The organism is Sporosarcina sp. USHLN248 (assembly GCF_037144575.1).
Classification (GTDB): Bacteria; Bacillota; Bacilli; order Bacillales_A; family Planococcaceae; genus Sporosarcina; species Sporosarcina contaminans.
Genome location: NZ_JBBCZC010000009.1, coordinates 32089 through 43738 on the forward strand (window position 1 = coordinate 32089; position 11650 = coordinate 43738).

Genomic DNA, 11650 nt, shown 5'->3' on the forward strand with positions numbered 1-11650 from the left:
GGGCATACCATGGACAAAGTGATAGATATTGAAGACCGAATTCCGTCCATGCGAGAAAAACGGAGAAGGAAAACAAATAAGAAGTTTTTGTTCGTGTTATTCATCTTCGGGTTAGCCCTTCTGCTACTTTTGTATTTTCAGTCACCCCTTAGTAAGGTGAAGGATATACACATAAAAGGGGCAACCCTTTATGACCAGCAGTTCTATCTGGAGGAAAGCGGAATTGGTGAAAACAGTCCTTTCTGGGGATTCGACGCTCAAGAAGTTGAAGAAAAATTGTCAGCGATAGCAGGAGTCGATGAGGTAAAGGTCACTAGAAAATGGATGCGTGATGTCGAGATCAACATTTCGGAATGGAAGATGGTTGCCTACATTGAAGATGGTGATGATTTCGGATTGCTTTTAGAGAACGGTGAAATGTTTCCCGATTCGATTCAAAACCCGAATGTACCAATTTTGAACAAGGTGGATGACGAGGAAGTAAGAAAGCGGATTACATCCCAATTGTTAAAAATGGATGCAGAGGTTTTCCAATTGATTTCGGAAATCATTTATACGGGTTCTGAAGATGACGCAGATACGATTACTGCATATATGGATGATGGATATGAAGTGCATGCTGTCATTCCAACGTTTGCGGAAAAGATGGCTTACTATCCCGAGATTACCTCTCAATTAGATGAATATGAGAAAGGGATTATCGATATGGAAGTAGGCACGTTTTTTACCCCGTTTAGCGAATTATACGGTAAAAAAGAGGAAAGTGATATGGATGTTGAAGAAGATGAACAATGATCAAAACAAGAGCAGACATATTTTATATGCTTTCGTTTTTTTAGTCGCAGGTTTCATTTTCGCTTTTTCTTACCGAACGTTAGGGGTAGATCGCGATGCATCACTACCTGAAGGATTCCAAAAAGAGGAACAGTATCGTGGCGATTTAATCGAGCAAAAAGAAAGAAATAAGGAATTGGCAGACGAAATTCTTGCCAAACAAGAAGAAATACGTGAGGCTGAAAAGTCTTTTTCAACGATGGAAGAGGATCATTCAATATTAGTAAGCGAAGCAAAAGATTTACGGCTCCTTTTGGGCATTGTTCCTGCGGTTGGACAAGGGGTACGAGTGACGCTCTCAGATGCGGATTATAATCCGACTGAGCAGAATCCCAATGACTATATTGTTCACGAAAGCCATGTTTTGCGGGTTGTTAATGAATTAAAAATTTCTGGAGCACAAGGAATATCGATCAATGGACAAAGAATATCCGAAAACTCTTACATCAAATGTACCGGCCCTGTCATAAAAATTGACGGGAGAACATTTCCAGCGCCTTTTGTAATAGAAGCGATCGGAGAATCAAATGTATTAGCAGAATCGTTGAAGTTAAAAGGCGGAGTGATGGACGAGCTCGAGCATGATAATATTATTGTTTCTTTGGAACAGTTGAAAGAAGTCAAAATGCCTGCATTGCGTGAAGAGACGTAATGTGGAGCTTCAAGCAGCACTCTCCATCTGAAAAAAGTATCCAAGAAGAAATAAGGAGGAGGAAGGATGAAACAATCGATAAGTTATAAATTTACAATCGTCCTCCTCATTATCGGTTTTATGGTCGCTGTCCAATACAATTCGATGAAACAACCTGAAATCCGGGATACAAGAGATATTTGGGCAATAAGGCAAGAGTTGGCTGAGGAAAAGAAACTCCATTCGGAATTGCTTTCAGAAATTAGGGAGTTAGATCGTACATTATCGACCTACCAATCAATGAATGAGCAAAATACAGGAAAAGCACTGTCAGAAACAGTGGACAAGCTTAGGCAAAGGGCAGGCATTACCGATAGAACTGGTCCAGGAATTGTCATCGATGTGAAGCCTTCTCCTGAAAGTATTGCTTATGGTATTCCGATTACAAGTATTGCACCGGATTTGCTCACCCGTTTCGTCAATGAAGTGAACCGCTTCAAAGGTATTGATATGGAAATCGATGGAAAAAGATATTCTATATTGAGTTCAATCCGTGAAATTAACGGTTGGACAACAGTAAACGGCTTAAACGTGTCCACACCCCCTTTTAAGATAAAAATCGTCTCATCAACCATTTCAGAAAGTGAGAAGCTTTATAATTATTTATTAGCTTCTTCAATACACGATGATTTTTATCTTGATAACTTAATTTTAGATATTAGCAAACCTGTCAAAGATGTTGTGATCCATGGAATGGCTGAAAAGTATGAGAATCTATATTTGGAAGAGCTGCCGAAAGGGGAATGACAATGTGGTTGCCTTTGTTAGGCCTATTAATAGGCGTATCATTAGGACTGTTATCCGATATTCAAATTCCGCAAATGTATAGCAGCTACTTATCCATTGCGGTGTTGGCTGCCTTAGATACTCTTTTTGGCGGCATTCGGGCACATTTACAGCAAGTGTATGATGATAAAGTGTTCATTTCGGGATTTTTCTTCAATATAGCATTAGCCGCAGGTCTTTCATTTTTAGGAGTCAATCTTGGCGTTGATTTATACTTAGCTGCTGTCTTTGCATTTGGCGTTCGGTTGTTCCAAAATATAGCACTCATTCGAAGGACGCTTTTAATGAAATGGACAGAGCGGAAGAAAAGTTCCTAATATCCTCATGATTTACCTGTAAAAAGGTGAAAAGTATTTGCTAATTAAGATTAAATTTCCCGATTGAAAGGAATTGAGCGATAGATGGCGAAAATATTTAGACAACGGGACGATAATACAATAGAATGTATGATAAGGGCTGAAATAGGAGGTGCCAAAATTGAGTCAATCTACAATTTACGTTTCACTTGATATAGGATCTTCGTCAGTCAAAGTATTAATCGGCGAAGTGGATGGCGGGTCCCTCCATGTCATCGGGGTCGGTAACGTTCAATCGGCAGGCATCCGCAAAGGAACGATCATCGACATCGATGCGACTGTCCAGTCCATTCGTAAAGCGGTTGATCAGGCTGAACGGATGACAGGTATGCAAATCCGGGAGGTCATTTTAGGAATACCTGCTAACGGAGTGCATTTGCAAGATGTCAAAGGCGTTGTAGCGGTAAACTCGGAGAACAGGGAAATAACAGACGATGATTTGGATCGTGTCATAAAATCAGCGCAAGTGATGTCTGTTCCGCCTGAAAAGGAAATTGTGAACATCATTCCAAAACAATTTATCGTTGACGATTATGATGAAATTAAAGACCCACGCGGCATGATCGGAGTCCGTTTAGAAATGGACGGCACTTTGATTACTACATCAAAGACTTTGGTTCATAATATCTTGCGCTGTGTAGAGCGTGCAGGACTCGTCATTAGGGAAATATATTTGCAACCTTTGGCGGCCGGCACTTTCGCTTTAACAGAAGATGAGATGAACCATGGAACGGCATTCATCGATATTGGCGGAGGTTCTACGACGATTGCCGTATTTGGCGATAACCGGTTCATTTCCACATCGGTTATTCCTGTTGGTGGCGATCACATTACGAAAGATTTATCGATCATATTGAAAACACCTACTGAACAGGCAAGAAAGATTAAACATCAGTATGGACATGCTTTTTACGATGATGCATCGGATGATGAGTTATTTGAAGTTCCTGTCATTGGTGCTGATTCTAAAGACCAATATAGCCAAAGATACATATCGGAAATTATCGGCGTCCGATTAGAAGAATTATTCGACCTCGTATTGGAAGAGTTGTACCATATGGGTATTCGGGATTTGCCGGGAGGAGTAGTTTTAACAGGTGGTACAACGAAGTTAGAAGGAATCTTGCAATTATCCCGCTATGTATTGAAAACAAGAGTTCGAATTCATACTCCGGAATATATTGGAGTGCGCGAACCGATGTATTCTACTGCGGTTGGCCTCATTCGTTATGCTAATATGGAAGATACGTATTTTGGTATTGATACAGAATCACAAACTGCGAGTCTTCCGGATGAATTGGAGTATTCTCCCTCTGTGAAAAAGAAAGCTCCCCTTAGGGATAAGGAGAAGAAACCGAACTTCATGAGCAGGACTAAGCGATTCTTTGATGGTTTTTTTGAATGACACAAATTGAAAATGGTCTGACAGGGATTAGGAGGAGAGAAAATGCTGGATTTTGATACGAATATTGATTCACTCGCAGTCATTAAGGTGATTGGGGTTGGTGGTGGAGGAAATAACGCGGTCAACAGAATGATTGAGCATGGCGTGCAAGGTGTAGAATTCATTGCAGTGAACACGGATGCCCAAGCCCTTAATTTATCCAATGCAGAAGTGAAATTACAGATCGGTGCAAAGTTGACTCGTGGATTAGGTGCAGGTGCAAATCCGGAAGTCGGTAAAAAAGCTGCCGAAGAAAGTAAAGAGCAAATCGAAGAGGCTTTGCGTGGCGCGGACATGGTCTTCGTTACAGCAGGAATGGGAGGCGGCACGGGTACTGGTGCAGCACCTGTAATTGCACAAGTTGCAAAGGACTTAGGTGCATTGACTGTAGGTGTCGTAACTCGTCCATTCACGTTTGAAGGCCGGAAACGCTCAACACAAGCAATCGGCGGCATTGCAGCAATGAAAGAATCTGTAGATACGTTAATTGTTATTCCGAATGATAAGCTGTTAGAAATTGTTGATAAAAATACGCCGATGCTTGAAGCGTTCAGGGAAGCGGACAATGTACTTCGACAAGGGGTACAAGGTATTTCCGACTTGATCGCAGTTCCAGGACTCATTAACTTGGACTTTGCAGACGTCAAGACAATTATGTCCAATAAAGGATCAGCTCTTATGGGGATCGGTATGTCGACGGGCGAAAACCGAGCGTCAGAAGCTGCGAAGAAGGCGATTTCCAGTCCGTTGCTTGAAACGTCGATTGATGGGGCTAAAGGTGTTCTTATGAATATTACGGGCGGCTCCAACTTAAGCCTTTTCGAAGTACAAGAAGCGGCGGATATTGTAGCTTCTGCATCGGATGAAGAGGTAAATATGATTTTCGGATCCGTCATTAACGATGATTTGAAAGACGAAATTTTAGTAACAGTAATTGCAACTGGGTTTAGTGAGGAGCAATTGAGCCAAGGGAAAACAACGAAAGCTTCCAATTTTGGTTCAATTCGTCAAAGAGAACCTCAACAATCTGCACCGCAAACACATACGCGCAGAGAGGAAACTCCACAGTTCCAGCAACCGGAACCGACTCGGCAGCAGAACAATCAACAAGAAGACGCATTGGACATTCCGACATTTTTGCGGAATCGCCAAAGACGATAAGCTGCTGAACGTTGAATATATACTATTGAGTGTTAAGCCTTTAGGCAAGTCCATTACGGACAAGCTTGAAGGCTTTTTACTTTTCACGGTATTTTCTGTCGAATTTTTTATGAAAATAAATCTTCATTCCGACAAACATTTCATTGGCCAAGTGTTATTCTGTTGGTCAAGGAGGGCGGCCTGATGTATGGGGAAATTATCGTGGGCATTAATATGGTTTTCAATTTTGCAATCCTATTGTTCGCCAATAAGATTTGTCATGCACAGGCTTCCCGCGGACGATTATTGTTCGCTTCTTTTGTAGGTGCGTTACCGGTCACTTTGTTCTCATCGTCATTTATTATTTTGTTTTTTACTTTTATCGGGATGACTGGTATTGCTTTCGGAAAAACAATTGAGACGTGGAAGAAAACGTCAGTTATCGTATTGATCGGTGCTATGTTTGCTGGAGGGCTTTTAACGTTCTTTATAAATAAAGTGACGTTTCAAGACGACCTATTCTCTGTTTTCATTTATGCATCCATTGCGTATGTGTCCTTATTATTTTTGAAGGTCAAATGGCTTGATGTAAGAAAAGCCCGCCATCTTTCCTCGTATCGTGTATCTACAACCCTGTCGATTTGGCAACAGGAATTTGCTGTAGAGGGTTTTATTGATACAGGGAATAGCTGCACTGAGCCTCTTACTGGATATCCAGTACATTTCGTATCTTATCGGGTAGTTGAACCGTATATGCCAGAAGAACTCAAAGGACCGTTACAAGCATTCGATCCGAAAGGCATTCCTGATTTGCGAAGTTTTCCGGAAACATCTCAAAAACAATTGAGGCTAGTCAAGCTTCAAACTGTATCTGGGTCATCCTGGGTAGTCGGCTTTAAGTTTGATTGTTGGAAAATCGACAGTGGCGATAAACTGCAATCGGGCTATATCGTCTTGACAGAGCAAGATCGGCGCTATCCTGAAGGAGCAGAAGCGATTTTACACGTATCCGCATTGGAATCACTAAAGAATGAGGGAGGAACGGTTCATGTGGCATAGTTTAAAAAAGTGGTTTGCAGTCGTAAAAAGTTTCTTCAAGAAAGGAGGAACGTATTATATAGGAGGACATGAGTCGCTTCCACGGCCGTTATCGAGAGATGAAGAGGCAAAAGCGATTCGTGCTTTCATGGAAGGTGATATGGATGCAAGAGACACGCTAATTGAAAAAAATCTTAGATTAGTCGTCTATATTGCCCGTCGTTTTGATAATACAAATACACATATTGAGGATTTGATCAGTATAGGGACAATCGGGCTTATAAAAGCCATTGAGACTTTTAAAAGCGATAAAAATATTAAATTGGCTACATATGCCTCTCGTTGTATCGAAAATGAAATATTAATGCATTTGCGTAAAACGAATCGCACGAAGTCTGAGATTTCTTTCGACGAACCCTTGAATTCTGATGCTGACGGAAATGAATTATTGCTTTCAGATATATTGGGCACAGATGAGCATATTATTATTGATGATGTAGAGAAAAAACTGGAAAGGCAACATATGATTGAAGCGATTAGCACATTGGATGAGCGTGAACGATATATTATGGAATGTCGATTTGGCTTGACTGGACAGATCGAAATGACTCAAAAGGAAGTAGCGGAACTATTGGGCATTTCACAATCCTATATTTCTCGATTAGAGAAGAAAATTATTTCTGATTTACGTGATCGTCTCAATCACCCGATTGCCTGATGGTTGAAATTGGCGAATCGTTTTCCCGCATATTCTTAAAACGCATGGACAGACTATTTCCTACAGTCATCTACAGAATGCGGAGGAAAAGCGAATGATACGTACAAGAGTAGAAATATGCGGTATCGATACGTCCAATTTGCCATTACTGTCGAATGAAGTGATGAGGGAAACGTTTATCCGGCTTCAAAATGGTGACGAATCGGCAAGGGAAGAGTTAGTCATCGGGAACTTGCGATTGGTCCTAAGTCTTGTTCAAAGGTTTACTTATCGGGGGGAACAAGCGGACGACCTTTTTCAAGTAGGATGTATTGGTCTCTTAAAATCAATCGATAATTTCGATTTGAAGCATAATGTGCGTTTTTCCACTTATGCGGTGCCAATGATCATTGGGGAAATTAAAAGGCATTTACGAGACCACCATGCAATTAGAGTGTCCAGATCTTTGAGGGATATAGCTTATAAAGCGATCCGCGCTAAGGAACAATTTGTCAATGAACATCAGAAGGAACCAAAAATATCGGATTTGGCCGAAGTGACGGGCATTCCGGAAGATGATATATTATTTGCCCTTGACGCCATCCAAGATCCGATGTCACTCCACGAGCCAATGAATGGGGAAGGCGGAGATCCTGTCTATATAATGGATCAACTGCAAGATACGAGGGTTTCGGAAGAACGCTGGCTCACATATGTCTCCGTAAAAGACACTGTATCTAAAATGACAGATCGCCAACAATTAATTTTGTCAAAACGTTTTTATTTAGGACAGACACAAACGGAAATCGCTAAGGAATTAGGGATCTCGCAAGCGCAGATTTCAAGGCTTGAAAAAAATGCGATTCAAATTGTTCGTGAAAATATGGAAAAGAAATGATGACGTGCACCCGCGCAATGCATAAAATATGCATTGCGTTTTTTTCGTCAGTTTCGCATATCTTAAAGTAGGATTTGCAAGTTATTACTGAATGCTAAAGAATTGATCATAACAAGCGGAAAGGGGAAATGAGATGAGATTTTCGGAGTTTCAAAAAAAAGAAGTAATTGAAGTAAAAAAAGGTTCTTTTTTAGGGTACGTTCAAGATGCCTCTGTAGACATTAAAAATGGAAAGTTAGAAAGTATACATGTTGGTGGGGCGGAGAGATCCTTTTTTATGGATTCAAAAGTGAAAGATATGAAGCAAATTAAATACCATGAAGTGCTGACAATAGGAAAAGATATTGTATTAGTGGGAAAGAAGTCCGATAATTAAAGACTTCTAATTGATAAGTGATCCATCACTTGATACAATAAAGCAAAGTATAATTATGAAACTGCAATTTTGCGGACCTGTTATACCGAACGGCTTTGTGGACAAATGCGAAGCTATGTTTTCAAATGGTTTTTGGCGATTTGCACTTTCAATGTCAAAGCGGGAAGCGACAGGTAATGCGGTTTCTCAATTTTATATAATATGAAAAGTAGTGATGGTATTGGATACGATTCAACAACGTATAAGTCTAATTGAAGAACATATTCATGCCGCTTGTGAACGAGCTGGCCGGAAACGAGAAGATCTGAGCATAGTAGCTGTAACGAAACAAGTTTCTGCGAAGAGAACAAAAGAAGCGATAAATGCAGGGATTAAGAATGTAGGCGAAAACCGTCCGGATGGCCTACTTTCAAAGCGATCGGAAATCCGCGATGACAATGTAAAATGGCATTTTATCGGAAACGTTCAAAGTAGAAAAGTAAAAGACATTATAAATGAAATTGACGTTTTACATTCTTTAGACAGAATGAGCATTGCAAAAGAAATACAAAAACGAGCAGAGAAAATCGTACAATGCTTTGTGCAAGTAAATGTTTCTGGTGAAGAATCGAAATCCGGCCTTCATCCAGATGAACTGCTGTCATTCATTGAAGAATTGTCGAATTACGATAAAATCCGTGTCATTGGTTTAATGACAATGGCTCCATTTACGAAAGATGAGGATTTGATCCGTAATGTCTTTCGGTCATTGCGTAAATTGCGTGATGAAATCTCCTCTAAGCAATTTGGCCATGCTCCATGTACGCAATTATCGATGGGTATGTCTAATGATTATGTGATTGCAATTGAAGAAGGTGCCACTCATGTTAGAATCGGAACGGCATTAGTCGGGACAGAGAGCGAGGGAGACGTATGAGCATGAAAAAACGATTCGAAAAATGGTTTTATTTAGATGAAGAAGAGGAAGCTGCAACAACAGAGCAGCCTGCAGCTCAGCAGCAAGCAGTTCAAGAGAACCCGAAGAAAGCGGCTGTGCGTAAACAGCAGCCGATTGTGGAAACGCAGCAAAAACCAAATGTCGTTAGTTTGCAAAGCATTCAAAAATCGTCAAAAGTTGTTCTTTTCGAACCTCGAGTATATGCGGAAGCACAAGACATCTCGGAGCATTTGCTCAATAAACGTGCGGTGGTCGTCAATTTGCAACGGATTGAAAGAGACCAAGGCATTCGAATTATCGACTTTTTAAGCGGAACGGTGTACGCACTTAGCGGCGACATCCAGAGGATCGGAACGGACATTTTCCTATGTGTACCAGAAAATGTTGAGGTGGCCGGCTCCATCTCGGATTATTTTGAAAGATAGAACATAGGATGAGGTGTACTTTAAAAGATGATAGCTATTCTTAATATGGTGTACAATATTTTAGTTCAGGTCCTTGACATTTATTCCATACTGTTAATCATTTATATTTTAATGTCGTGGGTTCCTGCATCGAGGGAAACAAAATTCGGCCAGCTTTTAGGGAAAATCGCCGAACCATACTTAGGGTTCTTCAGAAAGTTCATTCCTCCTTTAGGAATGATTGATCTTTCGCCGATCGTTGCAATATTTGTTCTGCAATATTTGATCAGAAGAGGGATTTTTGAAGTATATAAATTAATTTATATCTCACTTATGTGAGATTTTTTTCTATCAATTGAATGGCATTTTGAATTGGAGAGACAGCATGATGGAAGCAATACTGCAGCATTTCAGAAAAGAAGAACAGCCTTTCATCGAGATGGCGGCCAGCTATGTGCGAGAGGTGGAGGATTCGTATACTCCCAAGCTAACAGGCTTTTTAGATCCGCGACAGCAGTTTATTATCGAATCAATTGTTAGAAGCGCGAGGCTTTCTATAGCAGGCTCAGGTGCATTTGCTGATGCTGAACGTAAAAGGATGTTAATTTATCCTGATTACTTTGTGCCGGAACCAGAAGACTTCCAAACGAAGGTTTTCTCTGTAAATTATCCATCAAAATTCATGACGTTAAAACATAAAGATGTTTTAGGCTCACTCATGTCGCTCGGGATAGACAGGTCTAAGTTCGGAGATATTAGGCTACAAGACGATGTAGTGCAATTCGCGGCAGCAGAGGAAATGAAAGATTATTTGCGTGCAAACTTCACTTCGATCGGCAAGTCGAATGTGCGCATTGAAGAAGTGCATTCCGTCGATCGATTGATCGAATGTGGTGATGTATATGTTGAAGAGCTACATATTGTTAGTTCGCTTCGATTGGATGCAGTTGTTGCATCAGCTGTCAATTGTTCTCGTCAAAAAGCGGCATCATATATTCAAAATGAAAAAGTGAAAGTGAATCATGCGGTTCGTACGCAGACATCTTTTGAGTTAAATGAACTGGACATGCTTTCCGTTAGGGGGGGCGGACGGTTTAAAATCGTTTCGATCGAAGGGAGGACAAAAAAAGACAAGATTCGGCTCATGATAGGAAAACTGTCATGATTTTTCTGATAATCAGTTGAAAACTGCTGTTTTCTTTCAGCGTGGCATGTATAATGGAATTGGATAAAGGAAGGGAGAGAAACATTCGATGGCATTGTCACCACTTGATATACATAATAAAGAATTCAGCCGCGGATTCCGGGGTTATGATGAAGACGAAGTGAATGAGTTTTTGGAACAGATCATGAAGGATTATGAAAACGTCCTTGAAGAAAACAAGGCTTTGAAAAATAACCTGAAGGAAACAAAAGAGAAAATTTCCCATTTCAATTCAATTGAAGAGACATTGCAAAAGTCGATTCTTATTGCACAAGAAGCAGCGGAAGATGTCCGTCGCAATTCTGTACAAGAGTCAAAACTAATTATAAAAGAAGCCGAAAAAAATGCAGACCGTATCGTCAATGAGGCGTTGACGCGTGCAAGAAAAATTGCGATGGAAATTGAAGACTTGAAAAAACAATCGAAAGTTTTTAGAAACAGATTTCGGATGCTCATCGAAGCTCAACTTGATATGATTCGGACTGATGATTGGGAAGAGCTGCTTGAATACGAACCGGATACAGAACAATTGGAAGCAGCGGCAGATCTTGAATAAGCGTGCTTGACTTTTCATTTTCGACGCGCATATAATAATGATCATATAACATAAAACAGGCATTGAAAGAGAGAGTACTCTTCAATTCACGTATAGCGAGCCGGGGATGGTGAAAGCCCGGTCATTGGATTGCTGACGAAAATCACTCTGGAGCTGGATTGCCAAAAGCAATCCCGGAAACACCCCGTTATGGTGTTCGAGAGGCAACGAATATGTTTTTTGTTGCAACTAGGGTGGTAACGCGAGTAATAATCCTCGTCCCTTTTTTGGGGGGCGGGGATTTTTTATT

15 protein-coding genes and 1 other annotated feature are annotated in these 11650 nt (G+C 40.6%); all 15 genes read left to right on the forward strand.

What is annotated here, in order from left to right; translation table 11 throughout:
- Nucleotides 1-9: 9 nt before the first annotated feature.
- The 15 genes from WFH04_RS05330 (at nucleotide 10) to WFH04_RS05400 (ending at nucleotide 11361) form a co-directional block, all read left to right on the forward strand.
- On the forward strand, nucleotides 10-795 hold the full coding sequence (locus WFH04_RS05330) for a cell division protein FtsQ/DivIB (RefSeq protein ID WP_336823031.1): 786 nt from the start codon (nucleotides 10-12) through the stop codon (nucleotides 793-795).
- Nucleotides 785-1486: a DUF881 domain-containing protein gene (locus WFH04_RS05335; protein WP_336823032.1), complete on the forward strand. Its 702-nt coding sequence runs from the start codon at nucleotides 785-787 to the stop codon at nucleotides 1484-1486. Before WFH04_RS05330 ends, WFH04_RS05335 begins: the two co-directional genes overlap by 11 nt.
- Nucleotides 1487-1552: 66 nt before the next feature.
- Nucleotides 1553-2272, forward strand: a complete 720-nt coding sequence (locus WFH04_RS05340) for a DUF881 domain-containing protein (RefSeq protein WP_336823033.1) — start codon at nucleotides 1553-1555, stop codon at nucleotides 2270-2272.
- 2 nt (nucleotides 2273-2274) lie between these two features.
- Nucleotides 2275-2628, forward strand: coding sequence for a small basic family protein (locus tag WFH04_RS05345; RefSeq protein ID WP_336823034.1), 354 nt, complete (start codon nucleotides 2275-2277; stop codon nucleotides 2626-2628).
- Between the two features lie 160 nt (nucleotides 2629-2788).
- The gene (gene ftsA / locus WFH04_RS05350; protein ID WP_336823035.1) at nucleotides 2789-4072 is read left to right on the forward strand and encodes a cell division protein FtsA; all 1284 of its coding nucleotides are present in this window, start codon (nucleotides 2789-2791) and stop codon (nucleotides 4070-4072) included.
- A gap of 42 nt (nucleotides 4073-4114) precedes the next feature.
- Nucleotides 4115-5272, forward strand: a complete 1158-nt coding sequence (ftsZ, locus tag WFH04_RS05355; RefSeq protein WP_336823036.1) for a cell division protein FtsZ — start codon at nucleotides 4115-4117, stop codon at nucleotides 5270-5272.
- A 183-nt stretch (nucleotides 5273-5455) separates the two neighbouring features.
- Nucleotides 5456-6310 (forward strand): sigma-E processing peptidase SpoIIGA, encoded by an 855-nt coding sequence (locus tag WFH04_RS05360; protein WP_336823037.1) that lies wholly within the window; start codon nucleotides 5456-5458, stop codon nucleotides 6308-6310.
- On the forward strand, nucleotides 6300-7007 hold the full coding sequence (sigE, locus tag WFH04_RS05365; protein ID WP_336823038.1) for an RNA polymerase sporulation sigma factor SigE: 708 nt from the start codon (nucleotides 6300-6302) through the stop codon (nucleotides 7005-7007). Before WFH04_RS05360 ends, sigE begins: the two co-directional genes overlap by 11 nt.
- A 94-nt stretch (nucleotides 7008-7101) precedes the next feature.
- The gene (gene sigG / locus WFH04_RS05370) at nucleotides 7102-7884 is read left to right on the forward strand and encodes an RNA polymerase sporulation sigma factor SigG (protein WP_336823039.1); all 783 of its coding nucleotides are present in this window, start codon (nucleotides 7102-7104) and stop codon (nucleotides 7882-7884) included.
- 133 nt (nucleotides 7885-8017) lie between these two features.
- On the forward strand, nucleotides 8018-8260 hold the full coding sequence (locus WFH04_RS05375; protein WP_336823040.1) for a PRC-barrel domain-containing protein: 243 nt from the start codon (nucleotides 8018-8020) through the stop codon (nucleotides 8258-8260).
- A 214-nt stretch (nucleotides 8261-8474) separates the two neighbouring features.
- Nucleotides 8475-9176 (forward strand): YggS family pyridoxal phosphate-dependent enzyme, encoded by a 702-nt coding sequence (locus WFH04_RS05380; RefSeq protein WP_336823041.1) that lies wholly within the window; start codon nucleotides 8475-8477, stop codon nucleotides 9174-9176.
- Nucleotides 9173-9622, forward strand: a complete 450-nt coding sequence (locus tag WFH04_RS05385) for a cell division protein SepF (RefSeq protein WP_336823042.1) — start codon at nucleotides 9173-9175, stop codon at nucleotides 9620-9622. The genes WFH04_RS05380 and WFH04_RS05385 overlap by 4 nt, the downstream gene beginning before the upstream one ends.
- 27 nt (nucleotides 9623-9649) lie before the next feature.
- The gene (locus WFH04_RS05390; RefSeq protein ID WP_336823043.1) at nucleotides 9650-9940 is read left to right on the forward strand and encodes a YggT family protein; all 291 of its coding nucleotides are present in this window, start codon (nucleotides 9650-9652) and stop codon (nucleotides 9938-9940) included.
- Nucleotides 9941-9989: 49 nt separating this feature from the next.
- Nucleotides 9990-10766: a YlmH family RNA-binding protein gene (locus tag WFH04_RS05395; RefSeq protein ID WP_336823086.1), complete on the forward strand. Its 777-nt coding sequence runs from the start codon at nucleotides 9990-9992 to the stop codon at nucleotides 10764-10766.
- Between the two features lie 88 nt (nucleotides 10767-10854).
- A complete protein-coding gene (locus WFH04_RS05400) occupies nucleotides 10855-11361 on the forward strand; it encodes a DivIVA domain-containing protein (RefSeq protein ID WP_336823044.1) in 507 nt (168 codons plus the stop codon).
- 53 nt (nucleotides 11362-11414) lie between these two features.
- Nucleotides 11415-11627, forward strand: a binding site (T-box leader).
- The last annotated feature ends 23 nt before the right edge of the window (nucleotides 11628-11650 follow it).